The sequence below is a fragment of the Rhodococcus sp. NPDC078407 genome, from assembly GCF_044542515.1.
GTDB lineage: Bacteria > Actinomycetota > Actinomycetes > Mycobacteriales > Mycobacteriaceae > Rhodococcoides.
Map to the genome: position 1 here is coordinate 291,435 of NZ_JBITUQ010000002.1, position 26,630 is coordinate 318,064.

A 26,630-nucleotide genomic window follows, 5' to 3' on the forward strand; every position below is an offset into this window, starting at 1 on the left:
TCACTGTTGAAGGGCCGGTGAACACCGCGTTACGGACACGTCAGGTCACTAAGGTGGACGGCGTGACTGCACTCGCTTTCGGATCCTGGCCTTCGCCCATCACCGCAGCAGATCTGTCGTCGGCGGGTCATCCCGTCGAGGGGGGTCGCTACGTCGGAGGCGAGATCTGGTGGTCGGAGTTGCGACCTGCCGAGCAGGGGCGGACGGCGATCTGTCGCTACGTCGACGGACAAGCGCAACCGATTCTGCCCGCACCGTTCAACGCCCGCACGCGCGTCCACGAATACGGCGGAGGAGCGTGGACTGCGACAGCGGACGGTGATCTGGTGTTCGCCGAGTTCTCCGACCAACGCGTCTACCGGCTCACCCCCGGCGAGGCACCCGTGCCGCTGACTCCGAAACCTGCTGTGGCGTCGAGCATCCGGTACGCCGATCTTGCGGTGGTCGGTAACGACGTCATCGCAGTCCGCGAGATGCACGACGCCGGCGCGGTATCGAGAGACATCGTGGCGATCGACCTGAGCGGCGGGGGAGTCCGCTCGTTGGTGGCGGGCTCGGACTTTCTGGCCTTCCCTCGTCTGTCTCCCGACGGCACCCGCATCGCCTGGATCGCGTGGGATCATCCGCAGATGCCCTGGGACGGAACGGAACTGCGAGTGGCTTCGCTGTCCGATCCCTCGTCCTGGACCGTGTTGATGGGCTCGACCGAGGAATCGGTGATGCAGCCGGAATGGATCGACGACGAGTCGCTCTACGCCATCAGCGACCGAAATGGTTGGTGGAACTTGCATTCGGTCACGGTGGACAGTTCGATAACCCCGCTGCTGACTCTCGACGCCGACTTCGGGGCTCCGCTGTGGCGGCTGGGATCGAGTTGGTACGACGTGTTGGACGACGGAACACTGCTGACCGTGCGGACCGTCGGCACGGATACGCTCGCCGTTCTCGACCCCGCCACCGGCAGTCTCGACGACATCGAGCTCGACGGTATGACGTCCGTAGGGCTCGGTGGACGATCCGGATCGACGGTTCTGCTGAAGGGCGGTGGAGCTCAGGTTGCCGCCGGACTGTTCGCACTCGATCTGCAGACGCGGGAAATGCGCAGTGTCCGTTCGGGTTTCGATTCCATCCCTGACGAGGAGTATTTGCCGGAGGGGCGTCAGGTGACGTTCCATGGGCCGAGTCGTGAGGTGCACGCGATCGCATACGCACCACGCAATCCGTCCTACGAGGGGCTCGACGGCGAACTCCCGCCGTACGTCGCCTTCGTGCACGGCGGGCCGACCGCGCACGTGGCACCCGCACTGAATCCATTGTTCGCATACTTCACCAGTCGGGGCATCGGCGTCGTCGATGTGAACTACGGCGGGTCGAGCGGCTACGGGCGCGAATACCGCAATCGCCTGCGCGGGCAGTGGGGAGTTGTCGATGTCGAGGACACCATCGCCGCGGTGCAGGGGTTGGCAGACAGTGGACTTGCCGACCCTCGCCGTCTAGCCATCGAAGGCGGATCCGCAGGCGGGTGGACGGTATTGGCAGCGTTGACGTCGTCCGACGTTTTCGCTTGCGGTGCTTCGTACTTCGGTGTCGCCGAGCTCGAGCTGTTCGTCGCCGAAACCCACGACTTCGAGTCGCGCTACATCGACGGTCTCATCGGACCGCTGCCCGAGGCCATCGACCTGTACCGCACCCGAGCGCCGGTCAACAACGTGGACGGACTCTCGTGCCCGGTGTTGTTGCTGCAAGGGCTGGACGATCCGATCGTGCCGCCGTCACAGGCCGAACGATTCCGAGATGCCATGGTGCAGAAAGGGATACCGCATGCCTATCTGGCCTACGCTGGAGAAGCGCATGGATTCCGCAAACTCGAAACACAGGTGAACGCGCGAGAATCCGAACTGTCCTTCTACGGGCAGGTCATGGGCTTCACGCCGCCCGGCATTCCCGAACTGCAGCTGTGGCGTCCCTCTAACTGAGCGGTGGGTGCGCGCGCTTCGCTTCGAGAAACTCGAGCAAGGCGCTGGGGATGGCGCAGTACTTACTGTTGCCCTCGGACAACTTGCTGCCCGCCTCGAACGCTGCCTTCGACGGGCCGTCGTGCTCACGGATGAGTGAGCAGAGTCGATCGTCGGTGCGTCCCGAATCGCAACACTTCTCGACATGCGCTCGGTCGTCCGGTGACAACGCCGTCCACCACTCGTCGTAGCGGCGAAAGAGCTTGTCCGCGTCGTCGGTCATGCCTGCTCCTACTTCTTCGGGTTGCAGTTCGGTTCCGACCATACTCACGATGTCCGATTCGTCCACCGTCGCGGGGGTTGGGTGCGCGTGGGAACCTCACACCGTTTTTGCCGGGTGAGCGCCTGCGCTCGGACGTGAATGTGCGCGCGCAGTCGGTAGAAGGGGCGCTCGCTCGAGGTGTCGGGCGCGCTCAGCAGCGCCGCGGGGGTTCCGGGGGCGCGTGAGGACCTCACACCGTTTTTGCCGGGTGAGCGACGCAGCTCTGACGTGAATGTGCGCGCGCAGTCGGTAGAAGGGGCGCTCGCTCGAGGTGTCTGGCGCGATCCGTGGCCTAGCAGCGATTCCTGGGGCGGTTGGGAAGGGGTGGGAACCTCACACCGTTTTTGCCGGGTGAGCGCCTGCGCTCGGACGTGAATGTGCGCGCGCAGTCGGTAGAAGGGGCGCTCACTCGAGTTGTCGGGTGCGTTCGGCGGCGTCGCGGATCATCCGATCCACCAGTTCGGGATGGTCGAGATCTGCCCAGGCGATACGCACCACCTGGCGTCCGGTTGCGCGAATGCGGTCCTCTCGACGCTTCTCGTCCCACACCACATCTGCCGCGGACTTCCCTTCGGGCACGAAGCGTCCATACTTCACCTTTCCGTCGAATTCGAGAACCGTGCGAACCTCGTCGAGGTCGAAATCCACGCGGCCGACGAAGCCTCGGGAATCGATGATCAGTACCTGCAGCGCCGGGGTGTAGCCCAGGTTGAGCAGCAACACCCTGGTGCGCGATTCACCCACACTCTCGGACCGGCCGTCCATGACATCCGCGACTCGACGTGCCATCCGATTGCCGGGATGGTTCGGGCACGAATTCAAGGCTGCAACAACAGCTTCGGCTGCGAGTCCGTGAGTTCTCGCTGCGACGTCCGCGATGCAGACAGCCGTCTCGAAGGGAAGTGTGCGAGCGCAATCGGCGACGGTCCGCGCCAACGCTGTGACGCGCACGCCGTCGATGTCGACGACTTCCTCGTCGGTGTAGGGAGAGGTGTGCAGACTTCTGAGGCCGCTGCTGCGTCCGCCGCCGCGGGCCCGGTTGCGGGTGATGTGCACGCGGCTCAGATCGGCATTCCAGACATCGAGACCGTGAAAGATTGCCGCAGACACGTGACTGACGACGGCGTCGGGAGCCGAGGCGGCGTCGAATACCGCCTCCGCGACGACGCGATGCTTCTCCTCCGGCGTCAACGAGTCGAAGTGAACTCTGCTGACGAACCGTCCTGGCCGTAGACGCCGCCAGGCTCGTGTTCGACAGTAGCGCTGCAATTCGGCATCGGAGGTGCCGCGGGAGAGCGCGTCGGATCGCGAGACGATGCGGGTCATGGAGAAATGCTCTCCAGCGCAATCGCTTTCGGCAAGCCCCATCTGCCCGATTGTGGATAACTCGATGCCTGTGGATAACTCGCGCCGGGGAGCTCACACCCCTACTGACGACTGCGCGCCCCTGCTCTGAAGTGAGCGGGGGCGCGCAGTCGGTAAAAAGGGTGTGAGGATATTTCCGGCGACCGGGAGGTGTGCGCGCGTCGGGTGACACCGGGGGCGGGGGAGCTCACACTGCTATTGACGACTGCGCGCCCCTGCTCTGAAGTGAGCGGGGGCGCGCGGTCGGTAGAAAGGGTGTGAGGTTGGTTCTGAGGGCCTGGAGGTGTGTGCGCGTCGGGTGAAACCGGGGGGCGGGGGAGCTCACACTGCCATTGACGACTGCGCGCCCCTGCTCTGAAGTGAGTGGGGGCGCGCAGTCGGTAGAAAGGGTGTGAGGTTACTTCCGGCGACCGGGAACCTTGGCTCCCGGAGCGAATCCGAGTCCACCGGCCTTCGGCTTGGGCGGAGTGCGATCGTCCGAACCGTTGGACGCTGCGTCGGTCGCGATGTCCGACGCCTCAGCCTCTGGGGCCTCGGGAGCCGGTGCCTCGGGAGCAGCGGCTTCAGGAGTCGCCTCTGCCTTCGGTGCCTCGGGTGCAGCGGGTGCAGCGGGTGCAGCGGGTGCCTCGGCCTTCGCGGGCTCTGCCTTCTCCGACTCGGCCGGTGTGGCCGTCGCTGCACCTGGCGTACGTGCGCCCGGCTTCTTGAATCCGGACTTCACGGCCAGGCCCTTGGGCTGGACGGTCGGCTTGGATTCGGCTGCAGTCTCGGTGGCGGGTGCCTCCGAGGACTCAGGCTCAGCAGCTGGTGCCTCCGACGCCTCAGACTCGGCAGCGGGTGCCGCAGTCGCTTCGGCAGCAGGCTTACCCGGAGCCTTGGCACCCGGCTTCTTGAATCCGGACTTCACGGCCAGGCCCTTCGGCTGGACGGTCGGCTTGGATTCGCTTGCGGGAGCGTCCGATTCCGCGGACTCGCCCGTGGCCTCCGGGGCAGTCGTCGACGCCGGGGTGGCTTCGGCAGGCTGACCCTGTGCCTTGGCACCCGGCTTCTTGAAGCCCGACTTCACCGCCAAGCCCTTCGGCTTCACGGACGGAGTGGACTCAGTCGACGCAGACGTGTCGGCAGTCGACGCCTCCGCAGCAGGCGCAGGTGCCGCAGCCTTCGCGCCCGGTGCCTTGCCCTTCATCTGCAGCCCCTTGCCGCCGGGTGCTTTGCCGCCGGCCAGTCCGAGGCCCTTGGGCTTGGACGCGTCGGCCGCTGTGTCGGCAGAGTGCCCGGAGGTCTTGTCCGCCTCGGCGTTCGAGGGTGCAGAACCGGGTGTCTTCGCTCCGGGAGCCTTGGCGAGTCCCTTCATCTTCAGGCCACCGGCAGCCTTGGCAGGCTGAGCCTTCTTGGTCTCGGCTTCGGGGTCTCCGCCCTCGGCCGCGACCTCGATCTCCTCGACTCGGGCCTTCTCCTCGACGGTGGCGACCTTCTCGGTGGCCAGCTTCTCTTCCGGAGTCTGCTCGCGGGGGATGACCTTGATGTTCTCGGCCAGCACCGAGGACTCGACGCGGGTGATCGACTCGAGCATCAGCTGCGCGACGTCGACAACCTCGACGCCCTCGTGTGCGCCGCCTTCCTGACGTGCGGTGACACCGTCGGTGAGCATGACGCGGCAGAACGGGCAACCTGTCGCGATCTTCTTCGGGTTGGTGGCGAGTGCCTCGTCGACCCGGTCGATGTTGATGCGCTTGCCGATGTTCTCTTCCATCCACATGCGAGCGCCACCGGCACCACAGCACATGGACCTCTCACCGTGACGCGGCATCTCCTTGAGGTTGGAGCCCGACGCGGCCATGAGCTCACGCGGCGCGTCGTACACCTTGTTGTGACGGCCGAGGTAGCACGGATCGTGGTAGGTGATGTCCTGGCTGACCGAGGCCACCGGAATCAGCTTCTTCTGCCGCACCAGGCGGTTGAGCAGCTGCGTGTGGTGGACCACCTCGTAGTCACCGCCGACCTGCGGGTACTCGTTGCCCAGTGCGTTGAAGCAGTGGGCGCAGGTGACGACGATCTTGCGCTTCTTCTGCTCGACGCCGTCGAACAGGTTGTTCAGAGTCTCGATGTTCTGCATCGCGAGCTGCTGGAACAGGAACTCGTTGCCCGCGCGGCGAGCGGAGTCGCCGGTGCAGGTCTCGTCCGCGCCGAGCACCATGAACTTCACGCCTGCGGTGGCGAGCAGTTCGGCGACGGCCTTGGTGGTCTTCTTCGCGCGGTCCTCGTAGGCACCGGCGCAGCCGACCCAGAAGAGGTACTCGTAGTCCTGGAACGAATCGGCGTCCTTGCCGAAAACCGGGATGTCGAAGTCCATCTCGTTGATCCAGTTGAGACGGTCCTTGGAGTTCTGACCCCACGGGTTGCCCTTGTTCTCGAGGTTCTTGAACAGACCTGCGAGCTCGGACGGGAATTCCGATTCGATGAGCACCTGGTAGCGGCGCATGTCGATGATGTGGTCGACGTGCTCGATGTCCACCGGGCACTGCTCGACGCAGGCACCGCAGGTGGTGCAGCTCCACAGCACCTCGGGATCGATGATGCCGCCCTCGATGGCGTCGGCGACGAGCTTGCGATCGGCCTCGTCACGGGCGTTCTGCGGGATGGCGTCGAGTGCCTTCTGGTCGACGTTGCCCTCGGCGTCGACGAGTCCGACCTCGTCTCCGGCCATATCCTTCTTGCCACCGGCCAGCAGGTACGGAGCCTTGGCGTGGCTGTGGTCGCGCAGCGACATGATCAGCAGCTTGGGGGAGAGCGGCTTGCCGGTGTTCCAGGCAGGACACTGCGACTGGCAGCGGCCGCACTCGGTGCACGTGGTGAAGTCGAGCCAACCCTTCCAGCTGAAGTCTTCGATCTTGCCTGCGCCGAACGCGTCGACGTCGGGGTCGGCCTCTTCCATCTCGAGGACCTTGCCGCCGGACATCATGGGCTTGGCCGCGCCGAGGGCGACGGTGCCGTCGTCCATGCGCTTGAAGTAGATGTTGGGGAAGGCGGTGAAACGGTGCCACGCGATACCCCAGTTGATGCGCGAACCGACGATGTAGAGCCAGATCATGCCGGACATCAGCTTGATGAACGCGAACACCGCGACCATGTTCGAGTTGGCCGGCAGCAGTTCGGCCAGGCGGATCGTGAAGAAGTCCGTGTACGCGTTGCCGTCGCCGTACGTTGCGATCTTGCCTGCCTTGACGAACACCATGCCCAGGCCTTCGATGAGCACGACGGCTTCGACGAAGTAGGCAGCCTTGAACCCGGAGCCGGCGAAGCGAGACTGACGCTCGGGCTTCCGCGGGTGGTTGAGCTGGCGAATGATGATCAGTGTGGTGATGCCGATGACCGTGCCGAGGCCGAGAAGCTCGTCGATGAGGTGGTACGCCGCGGTGTCACCGACGATCGGCCAGTGAAACTCGGGGTTGAACGTTTGGCCGTAGGCCTCGAACCAAACGATGGCACCGAGCATGAAGCCGATCATGACCAGCCAGTGCGCCCAGCCGACGGTGCGGAACTTGACCATCTTGGTGTGGGCCAGGAACTCGACGACCATCTGCTTGAAGCGAGGGACTATCGGGCGCCAGCGGTCGGGTGCCGGCTGGCCGATGCGCACGATGTTGAACATCCGCAGGCCTCCGCGAATGAAGACGTACCAACACACGAGACTGAGCAGAGCACCGACTGTGCCCAACGTGATCGTCAGGGCGTTCATGTCGCGGCCTTTCGCTGTAGGTGGCAGCTGGGAACGCTGCCGTTGGTTCAAGCGGGTCGAACTATACGACGACCAATGTTACTCGCCGGTAGCTATATCATCGTACTCGCCGGTAACTTGGGCATCGTCGACGCGATCGACGCTGGTGGGCATCGAAGTGAGGCCGTCCGACGAGCGGGCTGAACTCGTCGGTAGGTTGTCTCCCGCATCACGTTAGGCGTAGGACATTCGGGGGTTGTCGAGAAGGCAGTCCTTACTTAGCCGAAATGCCGCCCCGAGATGCGTCCGCCGCGCCTTCCCGCGCGGGCTCGTCGCGTCGCATCTGCCCGTCATTCGGTCGAACGATCAGCGGTGTAGGTCAGATCGAGCACGCATGCTCTTTGCGCTGGAAAAATCGCGAATGTTGTGACAGCTGACAACGGTTCGGTGTCGGAGCAGTGTCAAAAAGACAACGAATGGTCCGATTTGTGCGCTACACTTCGGGCGCATCGAACGTCGCGAAAGGTCATCGGGGTGGCTTTGAGCTCGACGGACCTGGTGGACCGTCGAGCGTGCACATCACAGAAACGGAACAGCTCTACATGAAACTCAGCAAACTGGTCGTCACATCGGCCCTCGTCGCAGCTGCGATGGGCCTGGCCAGCGGAACCGCGTACGCGCAGCCCGCCGAGGAAACAGCCCCCGGGGACACCACCTACACCGTCGATCTCGAGGATCGCACGATCGTCACCACGATCGACGCAGGTGTCTTCAAGGTCGCCGACGACGGCAAGACGGTCGATGTTCTCGACGCCGCCGACAACACCCTGGTGACACTGCCGCTCTCGTTCAACCTGGGCGGCCTGAACTTCCCGTACGAGCAGAACGTCGACGACAACGGCAAGACCCTGCGTCTGATCCCGAACCTCGACTTCACCAAGGCTTCGGCGAACTCGCGCAGCATCGGTGCCACGACGGTGGCCTCGCCTCAGGAGAACATGGCGGCTCAGGACAATTTTCAGTCGCAGCTCGCTCTTGCGACCGCCGTCGGCAGCTTCACTGGGTCCTTGGTGGGCGCAGGTGTCGGTTGTGTGATCGGCGGGACGCCGCCCGCACTGACTGTTGTAGGAATCCCGGCAGCGGTGCTTACCTGCATCGGCGGTGCACTCATCGGGGCCCCGATTGGAGCGCTCGCGGGAACCCTAACGGCCGGCGGCCCGACCCTCGTCGTTGCCGGTATCGATTTGATCAACACCCTGAACGCGGCACCGGGCACCACGCCGTACGCCAACTAGGCAAGTCTCACAGGAAGCCCGCACTCTCATCGAGGGTGCGGGTTTTTCGTGTCGCGGGCGAATCGTCGGCTGAGGTCGTCTGGGCCTGAGTGGACGTGCTGATGAAAGCAAGTTTAACACTTGTTTTCACACGCTTAGTAAACGTTCCGTAACGTCGAAGCTATGGAAACAGACTATGCATCCGTTCGCGGGGTCGTGGACGGAAATCTGACCGACGAGCTGTGCGAAGAGTGGGACGCTCTGGCGGAGCGGGTCGGCACGGTCTTCTCCTCCCGTCCGAGTTACGCGTTGAATGCCCCTCGCCCTGCGGGAAGCGAGCTCGTCGTCGTGCAGGTACGTCGCGGCGTTCGGCTCGTGGCGCTGGCACCGATGTTCGTCACGAAGCTCGGTCCGCTTACGGTGGCGAAGGTTCTCGGGGCCGGGCAGGGCGTTCCGACGGAGTTGCTCAGCGAGGACGACGCGTCCTCGTACGCCCTGTGGGATGCCATCGCAGATCGTGGTCTGGCCTTCTATGCGGACTCGATGATCGGCAACCGGACCGCCGTCGCGGCGCTCGGGGCGCACCCGCGGTGGAGTTCCGAGGCGATCGTGCGGGAGCGAGTTCCGGTGATCGACGTGCCGGAGGGAAGTACCGCCGGGCATGTGCGCGGCCGCAGTTCACTGAAGCGGCTCGGGAAGTACAGACGGCAGGCCGAGCGGGCAGGAACTCCCCTCACGATGGAGGCCGTCCGCGACGCGGCGCACTTCGAGCGTCGGTGGGACGACATTTCTCGACTCGCGGCCGCGTCGACGCATCGCACCGACCGCACCGACTACCTCGCGGAGCAATCGCCCGCCGATCCTTCGGCGTCGGCCAAGGATTTCCTGGCTCGTGAGGCAGCAGCCGGGAGATTGGCTCTTTCCGGGGTGAGCGTCGACGGGCAGTGGCGCGCTCATCAGATCTGCGTTCGTACCGGAGCGCGGCTCGAAGCGTGGTTGACGCACTACGATCCCGAGGTCGCGAAGTATCAACCCGGGCATCAGATGATGGAATGGTTCGTCCAGACGCACGACGAACTCGACGTGACCGTGCTGGACCTGGGTGTCGGTGTCAACGACATCAAGAAGTCCTGGTCCACCTCGTCATACGAGGTGTTGGCTGTGGTGGGCGTACCCGCGCGCACGGTGCGATCGCGAGCCCTTGTCGGCGTGCTGCGTCGGTGGGAGCTGTCGCCCAGGTTCGCGCACGCGCGCAGGGTCGGTTACGCGGCTCTCTCTCGTCTGAGACAGGCGAGGAACTAAGACGTCCGGATAACCAGACCGGGGTTCTCGGCGAGCACCTCGTTGATGGGTGTGGCGAACAGTTCCGGTCGTTGGCCCTGCAGCATGCTGAACACCGTCGCGATTTCGCAGGACGGTTGATCGCCCACATTCGATGCGCTGGCGATGCCGACGGCCAGGGTGCCGCTGACGATCGGTCCACCACTGTCGCCGCGGAGAGCGCAGATGGAGGTGGAGAAGCTACGCTCCATGACGGCCGCACCCATGGCGATCTGTTGGCCCGTGGATAAAATTGTGCCGCAACTGAATCCGGTTCTGGAGCCGGATTTGCAGACCGGTGCCCCCACGACCGGATCCACCGTTCCGGTGACGTGAAGCGGTGCCGAGCCCGGCACGCGCACCGCATTGCCCTCGAACCCTCCGACGTTCGCATCGTCGATCTCGATCAACGCATAGTCGTTGTGCGTCTGGTTGGTTCGGTAGAACGAGCCGAACTTCGATCCGATGAGACTCCCGTACATCGGGTAAGCACCGGTCGACGCTGCGGAACCGGTGGTGGCCGGATCGCAGTGGCCCGCAGTGATATTGACTGGTCCGCGCACCGCGTCGACGGCATTGAACCCGAGCGAGCAGCGCAGTCCGAGACCGGCCGGGGTGCCCGCGAGAAAGCTGTCTCCGCCGAGATAGGAACTGGCACGAATCGGACCGGCAGTGTCGGCGAGATCGAAGGGCAGCAGCTCGAGCAGCGGATCGACGGTGCTGCGCACGGACTCCGGAATCTCGATTCCGGTTGCGGCAGTGGTGAATCCGTTGGCCGACGCGGCGTCGGACACCGCGGTGTAGGAGGGGCCGTCCGCCACCGAGATCACCGGCTGCCCGTCCGCATCGAGCCACGTACCCGTGACACTCTCGGAACCGAAAGCAGCTGCGAACTCCGCCAGGCGGCGGGCCGCGTCGGCGCGATCGAGGAACTGCTGTGGAGTCAATGCGAGATCGCGGGCGACGGCGTCGACCAGCTCGGGCGGCAACGCCGAACCTGTCACCGCGGGCGCGGCAACTGCGTCAGGAGCAGACACCGCCGTCGTGAGCAGGCACGACACAGCAATGATCGACAACCCCAGCGCACGGCGACGCATGACTACCCCTCCCCCGAAGGCATCCACGATTGTGATGCCGTTCACTTCCCGTACGACTATAGGGGGTGCGCGGCTGCGAACCTACTGGCTCACTCGGTTCGCAGGGTGGCTCCGGTGGCGTCGACGACCTGATCGATGGGGATGCCCAGGCTTGCGGTGCCGCCGTACTGCGCCAACGCCAAGTTCGCCTCGTTGCAGTCCGGTGCTCCGCCGCTGTTGGATCCACTGGTGATGCCGAGGGCGAGCGTGCCGGTCACGATGGCACCGCCGCTGTCGCCCGCCAGCGTGCACGCGGTACTGGCGAATCCACGGACCGTTCGGGAGGTGCCGTCCTCCATGTACAGCTGTGTCTCGACGCGGTCGGCGGCCACCACTCCGCAGGTGAACGACGACGACTGACCCGACTTGCAGACCGGCGCTCCGATGACGGGCGCTGCGGTTCCGGTGATCGCGACGGTACTGCCGTTGGCTCCGCGGACCGTGGGACGATCCAGGCCGGACGCGATGCCGCTCTCGTTCAGGGAGATCACCGACCAGTCGAGGCCGTCCTGCGCGCCGAGGCTCGACCGCTCGAACGACCCGATCTGCGTGCTGCGCGCGACGTCGGCGGGATCGGGAAGATAGACCGGCGCGCCGCCGATGCCGCTGGCCTTGTTCGGATTGCAGTGTCCGGCAGTCAGATTGACGGCGTCACCGGACTCGTCGACGGCGTTGAACCCGAACGAGCAGACGCTGATGTCGGTGGGCGGAGCGTCGGCGATGGGACCGGTGCTGGTGACGTAGGTGTCGCCGCCCATGGGAGTCGGGTCGACCGGCTTGTTTCCACCCGGGGAGAGGATCACCTTGATGTTGGCCAGCAACGTCGGGAGGTTGAGTGCGCTGCCGATCGGGCTGTTGGCCAGGTCGATGACGATCTGGTTGTCGATGAAATCGATTGCGGTCCCGTTGATCTGCTCGGAGATCTCCCGGGGAAGTCCGGCGATCCACCCGTTGAGGTCTGCCAGCGACTTCTCGAGCCCGTCCGCCGACACCGGTGACTGAGCTGTGGCATAACCGTCCTTGGCCACCGCCTGCGCTGCGGCCGGGGACGTGACGGCGACGACGGCATTGCCGTCGGGTCCGATCCATGCGCCGGCGAAATCGGCTGGGCGGCTGGCGCGGAAGTCCGATGCGTAAGCGGACAGTTCCTGGGCGCGAGCGGCGCGATCGAGGTACTCCTGCGGGGACATCTTCAGATCACGCTGCACAGCCTCGACGAGTTCTGCGGGAAGCCGATCGGCAGGAGACTGAACGACGGGTTCTGCTGCCGCCGTTCCGGAGAACGACGCAAGAACTACGAAAGCCGTCGAGCACAGCACTGCAGCACGCAGAGCCCCGGTGTTACGCATGAAATCCCTTCATCGGGTGCTTGGTATCAGCGCCCCACCATAGGGCATCGGTCACCGAACCAGTGTTCGCGCAGCTCAGGGGGTAACGATCTCGGCGTCGGTAGGCGTGGGGGTTGCTGCGGTCGTGGTGGTAGCAGCGGGCGTCGTCGTCTCGGCCGGAGTGGTCGTCGTCGCGGTCGTGGTGGGCACCGGGTCGGCGGTGGTCTCGACGACGGGCGGGGGCGCGGGGATCGGCGCAGGCGGCGGAACAGGTAATGGAGCCGGCTGGGGTGGGATGAACTGCTCGACCGTCGGTTCGTCGACCACCTCCGGCGCGATGACGGCCGGAGCCGGAGGAACGGTGGTGGTAACCGGGGCGCGGGTCGAGGTGACGACCGGCAAGCCGGCGTCGGTGACGGCCGGGGGCGGAGCAGCGGGGTCACTGCCGAACACCCCACTCACCGCGGCGATCGCCAAGACGATCACCACACCTGCCGCGGCACCGGCAACGATGGTGGCGATGGTGCGTGAGCGTTCGCTGCGTTCGTTCTTCGGCTCGGTGGGCGCAGCAGCAGCGGTGGCAGCCACGGCACCGGTGTGCGACTCGTTCTCGTCGACCTGTTCGATCGGTTGGGACCGAAATCCCGAGGTCTCGAACACCGGCACCACCGCGGGGAACGCCTCCGAGAAGGCGAGTGACTTCGACTGCGGAACAACAGGAATGGCGTCGGTATCGGCGGCGTCGTTGCCATCGTTTCGGGTCACGATCGGCGCGGCACCGGTGACCAGGGAGTTGCCGTCGACGTCGTCGACCTCGGCGAGCAGCAGGGCCCCTCGGGGCGCGGCGAGCGGCTCGACGACCAACCGACCCGACGACCGTTCGGCGATCTCGGTGGCCACCGGCTCGAGTACTGCGCTGCCGCCGGTGAGCACCACGGTGCCGGCCTGCGGCACATCGAGGGTGCGCACCGAGGGCGCTACCAGGTCCGCGAACTCTGCTCGTGTCACCGTCGTGGACTGCGACTGGCCGGGCAGATCGACCGAGATGACCGCGTCCTCGTCGGTACTGAGCGCATGTTTGGCTGCCTCGCAGGAGGCGACGACGCCGGCGAGGGCGGCCCGAACTGCGGCGTCGGACAGATCGATGTGCTCACGATCGGTCACCACGTGGTCGAACAAAGCGTCGGTGAACACGTCTCCGCTGACGGCCGTGGTGCGCACCGTTCCACCGCCGGGATACGTAGAGATGTCGGTGCCGGTGGCTCCGATGTCGATCACCGTGGCACCGGTGCCCGGATTGCGCTGGGCGAAGGTACTCGCGGCTTTGGCGTCGGGCACCAGTGCGACTGCGGCCAGGCCGGTGTGATCGAGGGCGTCACGCAGCAGTGCGACGCACTCGCGTGGCCACCGTGCCGGGTAGGTCATGGTCGTGACGGGGGTGTCGGCGGACTCTCCCTCGGCAGTCATCATCGAGACGAGGCAATTCGCCGCGTTGGCCATCAGGTCCTCGGCGCGGTACACGGCGGCGTCCGGTTCGCGGTTTTCCTGCTGACCGACCAGGTCCACGAACCGGGTGAAGGGCGCAGTCTCGGCAGGCTCGCCGAGGTGGGCGCGGCCGTCCTCGTCGAATCGCAGAGTCGTCGGTACCACGACGACCGTCGGCTCGTCCTCGGCGCGGACGCGGTGTACCGCCACCGACCTGGTGTTGCCGACGGTGATCCCGAGATGCCCCGCATCGCTCATGGAGTGCCCTCTGTCCCTGAGTTACGTGCCTGCTCGGTATTCGACTGCGGGTCGGTCGCTTCCGGTTCGGGCGACTCGTCGGTGTCCGTGTCGGTGCCGGTGTCCGTGTCGCCGGTGTCGGTGTCGTTCTCGACCGGGGCCTCGGGTTCGACTTCGTCGACGGTATCGGCCGGTTCCTCGCGGTCGCTGCTCTCGGGCGTCTCGACTGCCGGGCGCGTGTCGATCTCGGTCGGGTCCGGCTCCCGTCGCGGTGTGTCGGTGTCGGTGTCGGTGGTGTCGGTGTCGGTGGTGTCGGTCGGGCTCGTCGCTTCGCTCGTGTCGACGGGACCGGCTACGGCGGGAGCGATGTCGGCTGCCGGCTCGACGACGACAGTGGGGAAGTCGATCGGGCCGCCCGCTCCGATCCCGGACGACGTCGTCGGCGGAATCAGCTGTGCGCTGTCGATGGTGGGGACCGCGGTGTCGGTGGACGCGCCCAGTTGCAGCGCAAACAAGGCCGCGCCGACGGTCAGTGCCGCGGCGAACGCCGCCGCAGCGAACAGTGGCCGACGGTCGGATCGTGTCGGGGTCAGCACCGCGAACGATTCGGTGACGGCGTCGACGGGGTACGCCGCGGCCAGAATCGCAGCACCGCGCGCCGCGGCGACGGCGGTGTCCTTGCTCTCGAGCGTCGCCCCTACCGATGCGTTCCACGCGGCCAAGGCCTCCGCTTCGGCCACCAACGCCACGTGCGCGAGGCCGTGCGCGTTCATCGCCGAACGCAACGAGAACACCTGCTCGGCCGTCCAGCGGGCCGGGTAGGTCGCGGCGGCGGCGAGCTCGCCGGAGTGCCGATCGATCGACGACGCCACCTCGGTGAGCAGGCACAACAGGGCCATCGACGTCAACTGCTCGGCCGGAAAGACGGTGCCCTTGCTGCCCGAGACGCCTACGCCGTCGGCGAGAGCGTCGAGGAAGTGCGTGTACGCCTCGGAATTCTCGTCGGTGGCGTCACCGAGCGAGACGGTGCCGTCGGGATGAGTGTTGAGCACGGTGGAGTGCAGAGACGCCAGATGCAGCGACGGCCCGGGCGCGATGGGATGCGACACCGCCGCGACGGCGCGATCGTCGTGCAGGTAGAGACCGACGTCCGGTGTGCCGATCGTCACACTGCCGGGCTGCTCGGTCATGGGGATGCTGCCTGTTCTGATCGGTTACCGGTGGTCGGTCGTTATGTCGCTCCGGGCCCTCACACAGTTACATCGCTGCTCGATGTGCTGGTGGAGCCTCCGTATCCCATGGCGCGCAGCATCGAGATGAGCTCCGAGCGAGACTCCGCCCCGAGCCTGCGCCGTATGCGCGCCACATGATGTTCGACGGTCTTCGGCGAGATGTAGAGGCGGCTGCCCACCTCGCGATACGTGACTCCGAGTACGAGCAGCTCGGCGACCTCGGCCTCACGTTCGCTCAGCGAGCCCGTCGGCTGCGGCGTCGACCTCGGGCCCTCGCGCCCCGCCGAGCTGGGCTGGCGCAACGACCTCGCGATATGGAGCAGCGCGGTGGCCGTCGCGGTATCGGTGACGGTCAGCGCGGCCTCGCTCGCCAATCGGGCCCCGTCCCAGGGCAGTCCGAACGCGGTGAGTGTGCGCGCCGACATCTCCACCTCGGTCGGATCCGGCCTGCCCTGCAACACGCCGAGCCAGGCGCGACCGGCCGCGGCGAGCGCGGCGCTGTACGGGTGAGTGGGAGCGGCTGCGGCGAGAGCCCTGGCGTGCGGCACCAGCGCATCGGGGGTCTGGGCCACGATGGCGGCCTGAACCCGGTACCAATGCAGCGCCGACGCCCAGACGGGCGGATCTCCGAGCGCAGCGAGCAGGTCGGTGGCCTGCGCCACGAGATGCTCGACGCGGTCGACCTGACCGAGTCGGGTTGCAGCCAAGAGCAATTCGCCCAGTGGCAGCAGCGCGAACAGGTCTGCGGAGTACTCGGCGATGACGTTCTGTGCGCCGGTCCATGCCGTCATCAGCGAGCCTGCATCACCCGATCGGCGAGCCAGACCCACTCGGATTGCGTGCAGGAAGAGCTGATTGCGCATGTGCGACAAAGGAACCCGCAGAGTGTCGAGCGTGGAGCTCGCCTCGGCCGAATCCCCCCGCAGCATGGACGCCCAGGCCCCGACGAGGAGCAAGCGGGTGTGCGCCTCGGATCCCGGACGCTGTTCGGGCAGCGCCCGCGCCAGGATGGAATCGACACGGGCGAGGTCGCCGCAATGCACAGCGTGCAGTGCCGCGACGGCCGCCGCGGTATCGGTGCTGCACGAACGACCGGATGTGTTGCCGGTCAACGTGGTTGCGCGCATCAGCGAATGCGCGGCAACGCTCGCGGCGGCTGCACTACGGGAATCGATGGACCCCAGCACGCCGGCCGCCAGCAAGGTGCCCGACGCAGTGCTCGATGTGGGTGCCAGCGCGGACACCGCAGCCATCGACCGGTCTGCGGCACCGCGATCTCCGGCTGCGGCAGCAGAGAGCGCCGCCCACACCGCGTCCGGCCCGAGCCGATCCTCGCCGAGCCAGCCGAACAGTTGCGCGCTGCGGGCGAGCATTCCGCGCTGTGCGGCGACCGACGCCGACACCCGCACCGCCGTGCGTAGATCCGCGCCATCGCAGACGGCGGCACTGTCTATCACCACATCGGCGTAGCGCGCCGCCTCGTCCAGATCTCCGGTGGCAGCCGCGACCTCGGATCTGCGGGCCGCGAGCACCGCCGGATCGAAACCGGCGTCGACAGCCGCGTCGTACAGCGCGCCGGCAGCCTCGACCGACGCCGAGTCGGCTTGTTGCACAATGAAATCCGCGAGACCGGCATGGACGACGCCACGCTGCGCCAACGCTCGCGCGGCGGTGGCGTCGAGCAGGCGGGATCGGACTGCGATGTCGGTGACGGAATCGAGCAGGGTGCGGCAGCGCCGGTCGCCGATCAGCTCGATCAATGGCCCTTCCGCGGCGGGAATCAACGCTCCGGTGGCGTCGAGCGCGCCGGAGGTGCAGGCGAGATCGACCGAGGACTCGATGTCGCTCGAGCGCCCCACGAGCTGTGCGGCGGTAGCGGGCTCGGGGACGATCCCGAATCGAGCGGCGAGCAGCAGTGCTCGAGTATCGTCGTTGGCGTCGAGCAACATCCGACGATGTTGCGCTGCAACGGCTTCGGAGACCGCACGTAGGGGTGCCGGGTCGGCGAGCTCCGAGTCGAGCGCCGCGAGTGCCGCGTCGACCACGGCGAGAATTCCCCCGGTGGACTTCGCGATCGCATTGGCCAACGCCGCCGAGATGGGCCGTGCGGTGGCGGCTGCACGTGCGGAAATGGAGGTCTTGTCCAGCGGAGCCAGCGTCAGACGACCGGCCCCCGCGGACGCGATCAACTTGTCGATACGAGAATCGAACTCGCGCGGTGCGGTGGCCACGATCAGGGTGATGTCCGATCGGGTTGCGGCCGCGGCGATCTCGTCCAACCGCTGCTCGGCCAGGAGATGCGCGTCGTCGACGACGATGGTGGAGCCGGACGGCGCGTCGGCGATACGGCCCGGATACGGATCCGCCGACGCTGCGATCGCGTCGAGAACAGCGGATCGACCGGACCCGTTCACCCCGACGACAACGTGAAAACCCCTGTTGTCGAGGACATCACGAACAAAACGATCGGCGCGTTCGACACCGACGAGAGAGGGTCGGATGCTGGTCACGATCGACTCAGCGGCCGGTCAGGCCACCGAGAGCGTCACCGACACCGGTCCCGACGCCACCGACCGCGTCGCCCAGTCCGGTACCGACCCCGCCGACCACACCGCCCAGGCCCTGACCGACGCCACCGAGGGTGGGGCCTTGGTAGCTCGGAATCTGGACACTCGGTGCCTGCGGAACCTGCACTGCAGGTGGTTGATAGTTGGGAACCGTCGGGGCCGCGACCGACGGGATGGTCGGCACGGTCGCCGCACCATTGCCGGCCGGGGCAGGTGCCGGAGCGGGGGCACCGGCGACCGGGGATCCGGCGACGGGTGCACCGGTGACCGGATCGATCTGCGTCACCGTGCCGTCGGCGTTGACCACCGTGGTCGTCGGGGTGCCGTCGGATCCGACTGCAGCAGCGTCGTTCTCGCCGGGGGCAGCCGTCGTCGGCTGGGCTTCGGCAACTGCGGAGGTGGTTCCCGGCGCGTCCGTGCTCGAGACTTCGGCGTTCGATTCGGTCGGCGCGGTGTTGTCGGAGGTCAACGCCGTGCCCACCGACAGACCGCCGCCGGCCAGCAGTGCGAGAACCACGACGGATGCGGCGACCAGGCCGGCCTTCTTGCGGCCGGACATACCGGGGTCGGACTCGACCGCAGTGGGTGTCGGTGCCGGCCTCGGGGTGGGGCGGGCCTTCGGCGCGGCCGCCGCAGCGGACGCCACAGCCATGGTGGGCACTGCCGCCAGTGCTGCGGCGTTGTCGGCTGCGGTGGCGTCGGCGATGTCGCTGCCGAGTATCGCGGCTCCTATCGCGACGGTCAATTCCGGACGCGGCCCGGCCACCACTGGAGCGCGTAGCTCGGACGAGATGAGCTCGGCGACGAGGGGGATCGCCGAGCTGCCACCCACGAGCACTACCTGATCGATGTCGGTGATCTCGAGACCTGCGGAGGACACGGCATCCCGAACGACCCCGATCGAGGCGAGCAGGGATGCGCGCACCAATTCCTCGACCTCGGAGCGCACCAGCCGAACCTCGGTGTGCAAGCCGGGCAGGTCGACGGTGAGCGAGGTGGATGTGTCGTAGGAGAGCTGCTCTTTGGCCTCGCCGCAGCGGGCTCGCAGTTCCACCAACGCGCCGACGGTGTCCGGGTCGAAGGGATCGAACTCGAAGGCCTGACTTCCCGAGACGGTATCGAGGACGTACTGCATGATCGCGTGATCGAACTGCGCACCGCCGAACTCCTGCGAGTGGACGCCGTTGCCGACGACGCCTGCGTCGGTGCCCGTCCGCATCAGGGTGACGTCGAGTGCGCTGGCACCCAGGTCGTAGATCACCGCGAGGCCGTCGGCCTGTGGTCCGCGATCGACCTCGAGCCAGCGCATCGTGGCGACGGATTCGGGTACCAGCGTGACGTCGGTCAGTCCGGCGCGGTCCAGCGCCCCGCCGAGAACCTCGGTGGTGTACTCCGTCCACCGGGTGGGGTGAGCAACGACGACGGCCGGTGCCGAATCGACTCCGGCGGACACCTCGGCCACGAGTGCGCGAGCAGCGGTGGCGTACAGATCCTCGGCACGGTGACTACGGCCGTCGTCGTCGATCAGTTCCACCGGGTCGCCCACGCGATCGGCGAATCCGCTGATCAGATGTCGCGTGGATCGGTCCCACAGCTCGGCCAGGGCCGGCGCCACACCCGGACGAAGATCGAGTGCAGAGCGCTTGACCCCAGAGGTCACGGGGTCGGTGTCGAGTGCAGCAGCTGCCGTCACCGAACCGATGCGTATGCCAAGCCCTGCATTCATAGTGGTGTCGCCGCCTTCATCTCGCCCCAGCCGTCAGTGGTACTGCCGTCACTCGCACTGTCGGACTGCGTTCGCTGTTCGTTACGTCTCACAGCAGGTTAGAGCGTGAAACGAGTGAAATCCCCTAAAGCGCCCAGATCCCCTAACGAAAGCCCCCTGGCGGCCCCCGGGGTAGTAGGGGGATCGGCCCCGTTGGGCGCGAGCTCGCCGATGCATAGCTTTGTGATCAACCACGAAGTACCACTCGTCAAGGAGACCCACGATGGCTACCAACGCCGTACTCGATTTCATTCTCGGCCTGCTGCGCGACGACCAGGCCGCAGCGGCCTACTGCGCCAACCCCGAGACGACGCTGGCCGCCGCCGGTCTCGGCGACGTGACCCACGCCGACATCGTCGCGGTGGCACCCCTGGTTGCCGAGTCGGGCCTGTTCGCCGGAGCGGGCAGCCAGCTGTCGGCCATCTTGGGAGCCGGGGGATCGGCCGGCCTGGACGGCGCACTCGCCGGAGGCGCAAGCCTCGGCGGCGGAGTGTCGGCCGGACTCGGACTGGCCGCGGGCGCAGTTGCAGGCGGCGGACTCGCAGCAGGCGGCAGCCTGACCGGCGGAATCGACGTGACGGGTGAACTGGCCGGATCGCTGCAGGCAGCACTCGCCGCAGCACTGGCGGTCGGCGGGCAGATCGGCGTCGAACTCGGTGCCGCATTCGGTGGCGCACTCGACGCCTTGATCGGCGCAGGTGCAGGCCTCGGCGGCGGTGTGGATCTGGACCTCGACGGGCTGCTCGATCTCGACGGGCTGCTCGGCGGAACCGTCGGCCTCGGCGCAGCATTGACCGGCCTCCTCGGGGCAGGCGCAGACATCGGGGGAGCGATCGGCGGCGACATCACCGCGCAGCTGCAGGCAGCCCTCGACGCCGCCATCGGTGCGACCGGAGCCGTCGACCTCGGCGCACTGGCCGACATCCAGGGCGGACTCAGCGGCGCGCTCGGCGCGATCTTCGGAGTCGGCGGAACCGTCGGGGCCGAGCTCGGCACGGCGCTCGCCGGAGCCTTCGACGCCGTCCTCGGTGCCGGAGCCGGACTCGACATCGCGGGTGACCTGGGTGCTGCTCTGACCGCCGGAATCGGCGGCGCACTGTCCGGTCTCGGCTCTGTCGGTGCCGACCTCACCACTGACATCGGTGCCGCACTCGACGGTGCCCTCGGTGCCGGTGGCGCGCTGGTCGGCGACATCGCCGGTGGCGTCGGCGGAAGCCTCGGCGGGCTGTTCGCAGCCGACGGTGCCATCGCAGGATCCATCGGAACCGCACTCGGAGCCGTCCTCGACGCCGGTGCGCTCGCAGACCTCGACGTGGACGCCCTGCTGGCAGCAGGAGGAAACGTCGGTGCGCTCGTGGGTGGCGCACTGGGAACGGCCCTCGACCTGGACACCAGCGCGATCGGCAGCTTGACCGCAGCCATCGACACCGCGGTTGACGGCGTCATCGGCGCAGGTGCAAGCATCGGTGGAGGACTCGCCGGTGGTGTGATGGGTGGCCTCGACGGTGCACTGTCGGGCGATCTCGCAGGTGGACTTGCAGGCGGAGTCGCCGGCAATCTCGAAGGCCTCCTCGGCGCGGCGTTCGGCGTCGGCGGCACTGCCGGAGCTCAGCTCGGCACTGCACTCGACACCGTGCTCGACACCAGCGCAGCCCTCGACCTCGGAGCCGTACTCGGTGCCGGAGCCGAGCTCAGTGCAGGACTGTCCGGAGCAATCGATACAGCAGTGGCCGCCGGAGCCGACCTCACCGGAACCGTCGACGCAGCACTCGCCGGAGTAGGCGGAGTGGGCGCAGACCTGTCGGGCGGACTGGCCGGAGTGGGCGCAGTAGGCGCAGGACTGACCGGCGGACTGGCCGGACTCGGCGGAGTGGGCGCGGGTCTCACCGGCGGACTTGCCGGACTCGGCCAGGTCGGCGCAGACGTGACCGGCGGCCTCGGAGCCGTCGGAAACGTGGGTGCGGATGTCACCGGTGGGTTGGCAGCAGTCGCCGACGCGGGTGCAGGCGTCACCGGAGGTCTCTCGGGACTGGCCGACGCCGGAGCAGGTCTCACCGGAGGGCTCGCCGGACTCGGCAGCCTCGGTGGCGGCATCGCAGGCGGAATTGCCGGCGGAGTGTCGGGCAGCGTCGACGCGGCAGCTCAGGCCGGGGCGGGACTCGAAGGAACCGTGACCGGCGGCATCAGCGCCGGTGCCGACGCAGCAGCATCTGCCGCGGCGGGTCTCGAAGGTGCCGCTGGTGCTGCAGGTTCGGTGGCCGGTGGCCTCGAAGGTGCCGTGGGTGGCGCGGTCGACACCGGCCTGGACACGGCAGGTTCCGTGGGCGCAGGCCTTCAGGGAGCCGTGGGTGGCGCGGTCGACACCGGCCTGGACACGGCAGGTTCGGTGGCCGGTGGCCTCGAAGGAGCCGTGGGTGGAGCGGTCGACGCGGGCACCTCGGTGGGTGGCGAGATCGCGTCGAACGTCGGCGCAGGTCTCGATACCGGCGCATCGCTCGGGGGCGAGGTCACCTCGACCGTGGGCGGCGGCTTGGGCGCAGGAGTGAATGCGGGTTTGGATGCTGGTGCCGACGCTGCGGGGTCCGTGGCCGGCGGGTTTGATTCCGCTGCCGACCTCGGTGGCCAGGCAGCAGGCAGCCTCACCGGCGGTCTGGAATCCGGTGCAGAAGGACTGGCGAGTGCAGGCGGCAGCCTCTCCTCGGCTGCGTCGGGATCGTTCGAGCACTCCAGCTCCTTCGACAGCAGCGCAACCGGGTCCGGCACGGGCTGGTCGAGCGTCGACTCCAACGTCTTCGGCGAGGCCGAGAGCGACTCGAGCCTGTTCGGTGAGGGCAGCCTGAACGGCTCGGTGGACTCGGCAGCCGATTCGCTGGGACATGTGACCGTCGATCACGACTTCGACCCGCTGCAGCCCTGATCGTTCGCAGCATCGGTCGTGCACGGCCCCGAGTGTGTTCGTCACACTCGGGGCCGTGTCGTCGCTAGAGTTCGTTCCTGGGCGCGAAAGTGACGCCTGGTACTGCGGAAGTCGACGAGAATGGTTGTGAACACAAGCGTATGGACGGGCAATCTACGGAGCTGGCCGAGCTGCTGAGTCGCACCGCGGCGGTGGCCACATCGGCGGGCAGATCCGACCTGGTCGATCGAGTCGAGGCAGCGCGAACGCGGGTCCTGGATCCGCGGCGACGCATCATCGTGGTCGGTCCGCTCAAACAGGGCAAGAGCCAGTTCGTCAATTCGCTCCTCAATCTGACGGTGTGCTCGGTGGGCGACGACGAGACCACGGCCATCCCGACGGTGGTGTCCAACGCCGAAAGCTTCTCCGCGCAGCTCGTACTGGCAGATCCGGGCAGCGAGCCCATTCGCGTCGACGTTCCTCTCGAAGAGATCACGACCGTGACTCCGGCGAGTCCACGAGCTCAGGGCCGCGAAGTGTTGCGTCTGGACATCGGGGTGCCGAGTCCACTGCTCGCCGATGGCCTGGTCCTGGTCGATACACCGGGTGTCGGTGGGCACGGGAACCCGCACGCTGCAGGCACATTGGGTCTCATTCCGTCGGCCGACGCCGTATTCGTGGTGTCCGACGCGTCCCGTGAGTTCACCGAGCCGGAGCTGTCCTTTCTTCGGCAGGTGCAAGGCCTGTGTCCTGCTGTGGCCGTGCTGATCACCAAGATCGATCTGTATCCGCACTGGCGGCAGATCGTCGAGGCCAACCGCGGCCACCTCGAGCGTGCGGGTCTCGACGTGCAGATGCTTCCGGTCTCGTCACTGTTGCGTTCTCACGCACTGCGTCTGAACGACGAGGAGCTCAACGCCGAGTCGGGCTTCCAGCAGCTCTATGCATTTCTGCGCGACGACGTGGTGGCCCGCGCGGATGTGCTGGCGCGCGCCTCGGTCTCGCTCGACGTTCGCTCCGTCACCGAGCACCTGTCCCTGTCGTTCGGCAGTGAGCTTGCGGCGCTGAAGGATCCGGAGCGGGCGGCTGCGGCCGTGGCCGGTCTGCAACGCGCCAAGTCCGCTGCCGAGGAACTGCACAAGCGCTCGTCGCAGTGGCAGCAGACGCTCGGTGACGGCATTGCCGATCTTGCCTCCGACATCGATCACGATCTGCGTGACCGGCTGCGCCGCGTGACTCGGGAAGCGGAAGAGACCGTCGACGAGGGGGATCCGGGTCAGGACTGGCCGCAACTCGGCGAGTGGCTCGAGGAGCAGATCGCCGCGTCGGTCGGCGACAACTTCGTGTGGGCTCACGAACGGGCACTGTGGCTCTCGGAGTTGGTGGCCGAGCATTTCGCGTCCTCCGGTGCGGCGGCGCTGCCCGATCTCGACCTCGGTGATCTCGACAATGTGCTCGAACCCGTCTCGTCGTTGGCCGAGCTGGAATCCGGCCGAGTGGGGATCACCCAGAAGGTCCTCGTGGGGATGCGCGGCTCGTACGGCGGTGTGTTGATGTTCGGTTTGATCACCACATTCGTCGGACTGAGTCTGCTCAACCCGATCTCGATCGGCGCGGGTGTCCTGCTGGGCACCAAGGCGTACAAGGAGGACAAGGAGAACCGCGTCAAGGCACGCCGCTCCGAGGCCAAGATGGCGATCCGACGCTTCACCGACGACGTGAGTTTTCAGGTGGGCAAGGAGTCCAAAGACCGTCTGCGGCAGATACAGCGGGTGCTGCGTGATCATTTCACCTCGATCGCCGAGCAGACGTTGCGGTCGCTGAACGAGTCGCTCCGTTCTGCGCAGGAAGCCGCCGCCGCCGACAACACCGACCGCGCTGCGCGGATAGCGCAGTTGGAGAAGGACATGCGGGTGGCGGCCGAATTGAATGCTCGCGCACAGGCTCTCGTCGACAACGAGGCAGTATGAGCGCGACGGCTCTGAACCGCGCTCGTGACCTGATCTCGGCTGCCAGGTCGACGTACGCGGGGGACGCCGAGGCGTCCTGGATGCTCGACGAGTGCCTGTACCGCCTCGACGAGCCGCTGCGAGTGGCACTGGCCGGATCGCTCAAGGCCGGCAAGTCCACACTGCTCAATTCGCTTGTTGGGCAAGACATTGCACCGACCGATGCCACAGAGTGCACCAAAGTCGTCACGTGGTACCGCAACGGCGTCACCCCCGCCGTGACGGCCTGGTACGACGGTGACCGCGCCGCGAACGTACCGGTGCAGCGGCGCGACGGCCGGTTGACCTTCGATCTGGGGTCGTTGACGGCTGCGCAGGTCGATCGCCTGGATGTCGAATGGCCGGCCAGCACGTTGGCGCAGACCACGATCATCGACACACCCGGCACGTCGTCGCTCTCGCGCGATGTCTCCGCGCGCACATTGGCGATGCTCACTCCCGAGAACTCGTCCTCCGGAGCCGACGCCGTCGTCTATTTGCTTCGCACGCTCAACGCATCCGACGTGTCCTTTCTCGGGCAGATCGGGGCGCACGTGGGCGGCGACTCCGGACCCCTCGGCGTCATCGGTGTGGTCTCGCGGGCCGACGAGGTCGGCTCGGGACGGATGGACGCGATGATGTCGGCCAAGGAGGTCGCCGCGCGATTCGCGTCCGAGCTCGAAGCCACCGGCCTGTGTCAGGCAGTGGTCCCGGTTGCGGGTCTGCTCGCACTCGGTGCAGAAACGTTGCGGCAGAGCGAATTTGCTGCCTTCGAGATGTTGGCGACGGTGCCCACGGAGGATTTGCAATTGGCAATGCTTTCGGCCGACCGCTTCGTACGCCCCGAGAGCACGCTGCCGGTCGACGCCGCGCTCAGAGCCAGCATCGTCGACCGCTTCGGCCTGTTCGGAATTCGTATGGCGGTCACTCTGATTCGGCTCGGGGTGCGCGATTCGCCCACGCTTGCTGCTGATCTGATCGAGCGGAGCGGCCTGAGCGAACTACGCTCGGTGATCGACGTGCAGTTCGGACAACGGGCCGATCAACTCAAGCTGCATTCGGCGCTGGTTGCACTGCAGCGGATTTTGGAGTTTCGGCCGGAATCGCATGCCCTGCGTACCGAGGCCGGCCGGATGCTGGCGGACGTGCACGGCTTTGCGGAACTACGCCTGCTGGGCCGATTGCGCTCCACCACACCGAAACTCCCGGAGGGTGGCCTGCTGGATCTGCAGCGCATCATCGGTGGGTTCGGTATTTCCGCCACCGAACGGCTGAACTTGCCACCCGATGCTGGTCTCGCCCAACAACGAGAAGCCGCGCTGGCGGCCGTGCGCAAGTGGCGCGGCTTGTCCGAGCACCCGCTGCTGGATCAGTTCACCTCGGGCTCGTGCGCACTCGCCGCCCGCAGCGCGGAGGGGATACTCGCTTCCCTGGCGGCCTGAGCCTTACCGGGAGGAGTGTCTCCGGGGGAGTAGGGCGATGACGGTCGCAGCGGCTGCCGCTGCTGCGACCACGAACGGTCCCCACAGCAGAACGCCGCCGAGTAGCGCGGAGGCGTCGGACACGAAGGTCGAGAACGTGACGGCCGCACCGACGGTCAAGATCCCGACTGCGCCCATCAGAACCTTGGACGACGTCGCCGCGCCGCGCAACAGATTGAGTGCGACGAAGCCGAGCAGTACGAGTACCGATCCAGCGGCACCGCTGGAGAACAGCGTGGCCGAGGCGGTGTTGCGGATGTCGGCCGCGCTGGCCGTCGAGTCCTGCTGCGAGACTGCAGTTTCTACGCCGGACAGTACAGCCTCCCAGTTCAGTGCGATGACTACCGCCAACGCGAACACCAGCACCGCAGTGCACGTCCACAGTCCGGTCGCCAGCCTCGGCAGAACCGAGGACGTGGTCTCCTGCCGTGGCCGAAGCGGCTCGACGGACACCTCCGGCCGCGGTGGTTGCGGGCGAACAGGCCGAGGCCTGTTCGCTGTCGAATCGTTCGGTTCGTCTGCCACGGTGCAGGAGTCTATCGGCCTGTGGGGGTCTGCCCG

16 protein-coding genes are annotated in these 26,630 nt (G+C 66.9%); 6 read left to right on the top strand and 10 right to left on the bottom strand.

Features of this window, described 5'->3' with window-relative positions:
* Positions 1-62 precede the first annotated feature (62 nt).
* On the top strand, positions 63-1,976 hold the full coding sequence (locus ACIGGF_RS03810) for a prolyl oligopeptidase family serine peptidase (protein WP_397520107.1): 1,914 nt from the start codon (positions 63-65) through the stop codon (positions 1,974-1,976).
* Here the strand turns inward: ACIGGF_RS03810 and ACIGGF_RS03815 are convergent.
* From ACIGGF_RS03815 to ACIGGF_RS03825, 3 genes are all read right to left on the bottom strand, one after another.
* On the bottom strand, positions 1,969-2,238 hold the full coding sequence (locus ACIGGF_RS03815; protein WP_397520108.1) for a hypothetical protein: 270 nt from the start codon (positions 2,236-2,238) through the stop codon (positions 1,969-1,971). The two genes, ACIGGF_RS03810 and ACIGGF_RS03815, sit on opposite strands and share 8 nt — an antisense overlap.
* 444 nt (positions 2,239-2,682) lie before the next feature.
* Complete coding sequence (locus ACIGGF_RS03820) at positions 2,683-3,603, bottom strand: hypothetical protein (RefSeq protein ID WP_397520109.1); 921 nt, start codon at positions 3,601-3,603, stop codon at positions 2,683-2,685.
* Between the two features lie 436 nt (positions 3,604-4,039).
* Positions 4,040-7,381, bottom strand: coding sequence for a heterodisulfide reductase-related iron-sulfur binding cluster (locus tag ACIGGF_RS03825; RefSeq protein ID WP_397520110.1), 3,342 nt, complete (start codon positions 7,379-7,381; stop codon positions 4,040-4,042).
* A 581-nt stretch (positions 7,382-7,962) separates the two neighbouring features.
* Between ACIGGF_RS03825 and ACIGGF_RS03830 the strand changes: the two genes are divergently transcribed.
* Both ACIGGF_RS03830 and ACIGGF_RS03835 read left to right on the top strand, forming a co-directional pair.
* A complete protein-coding gene (locus tag ACIGGF_RS03830; protein WP_397520111.1) occupies positions 7,963-8,655 on the top strand; it encodes an ammonium transporter in 693 nt (230 codons plus the stop codon).
* A gap of 162 nt (positions 8,656-8,817) precedes the next feature.
* Positions 8,818-9,936, top strand: a complete 1,119-nt coding sequence (locus ACIGGF_RS03835) for a GNAT family N-acetyltransferase (protein WP_397520112.1) — start codon at positions 8,818-8,820, stop codon at positions 9,934-9,936.
* On the opposite strand, the gene ACIGGF_RS03840 is transcribed toward ACIGGF_RS03835, so the two are convergent.
* The 6 genes from ACIGGF_RS03840 to ACIGGF_RS03865 form a co-directional block, all read right to left on the bottom strand.
* The gene (locus tag ACIGGF_RS03840; protein ID WP_397520113.1) at positions 9,933-11,096 is read right to left on the bottom strand and encodes a S1 family peptidase; all 1,164 of its coding nucleotides are present in this window, start codon (positions 11,094-11,096) and stop codon (positions 9,933-9,935) included. The genes ACIGGF_RS03835 and ACIGGF_RS03840 overlap by 4 nt on opposite strands.
* 44 nt (positions 11,097-11,140) lie before the next feature.
* Positions 11,141-12,439, bottom strand: a complete 1,299-nt coding sequence (locus tag ACIGGF_RS03845; protein ID WP_397520114.1) for a S1 family peptidase — start codon at positions 12,437-12,439, stop codon at positions 11,141-11,143.
* Positions 12,440-12,514: 75 nt separating this feature from the next.
* Positions 12,515-14,161 (bottom strand): Hsp70 family protein, encoded by a 1,647-nt coding sequence (locus ACIGGF_RS03850; protein WP_397520115.1) that lies wholly within the window; start codon positions 14,159-14,161, stop codon positions 12,515-12,517.
* Complete coding sequence (locus tag ACIGGF_RS03855) at positions 14,158-15,330, bottom strand: hypothetical protein (protein WP_397520116.1); 1,173 nt, start codon at positions 15,328-15,330, stop codon at positions 14,158-14,160. Before ACIGGF_RS03855 ends, ACIGGF_RS03850 begins: the two co-directional genes overlap by 4 nt.
* 59 nt (positions 15,331-15,389) lie before the next feature.
* Positions 15,390-17,882, bottom strand: coding sequence for a LuxR C-terminal-related transcriptional regulator (locus ACIGGF_RS03860; RefSeq protein WP_397520117.1), 2,493 nt, complete (start codon positions 17,880-17,882; stop codon positions 15,390-15,392).
* A 7-nt stretch (positions 17,883-17,889) separates the two neighbouring features.
* Positions 17,890-19,665, bottom strand: a complete 1,776-nt coding sequence (locus ACIGGF_RS03865; protein ID WP_397520118.1) for an Hsp70 family protein — start codon at positions 19,663-19,665, stop codon at positions 17,890-17,892.
* 262 nt (positions 19,666-19,927) lie between these two features.
* Here ACIGGF_RS03865 and ACIGGF_RS03870 point away from each other — a divergent pair, with 262 nt between their 5' ends.
* From ACIGGF_RS03870 to ACIGGF_RS03880, 3 genes are all read left to right on the top strand, one after another.
* A complete protein-coding gene (locus ACIGGF_RS03870) occupies positions 19,928-22,621 on the top strand; it encodes an IniB N-terminal domain-containing protein (protein ID WP_397520119.1) in 2,694 nt (897 codons plus the stop codon).
* A 140-nt stretch (positions 22,622-22,761) separates the two neighbouring features.
* Positions 22,762-24,570 (top strand): dynamin family protein, encoded by a 1,809-nt coding sequence (locus ACIGGF_RS03875; RefSeq protein WP_397520120.1) that lies wholly within the window; start codon positions 22,762-22,764, stop codon positions 24,568-24,570.
* The gene (locus tag ACIGGF_RS03880; RefSeq protein ID WP_397520121.1) at positions 24,567-26,030 is read left to right on the top strand and encodes a dynamin family protein; all 1,464 of its coding nucleotides are present in this window, start codon (positions 24,567-24,569) and stop codon (positions 26,028-26,030) included. Before ACIGGF_RS03875 ends, ACIGGF_RS03880 begins: the two co-directional genes overlap by 4 nt.
* A gap of 3 nt (positions 26,031-26,033) precedes the next feature.
* On the opposite strand, the gene ACIGGF_RS03885 is transcribed toward ACIGGF_RS03880, so the two are convergent.
* Positions 26,034-26,594: a hypothetical protein gene (locus tag ACIGGF_RS03885; RefSeq protein WP_397520122.1), complete on the bottom strand. Its 561-nt coding sequence runs from the start codon at positions 26,592-26,594 to the stop codon at positions 26,034-26,036.
* Positions 26,595-26,630 lie beyond the last annotated feature (36 nt).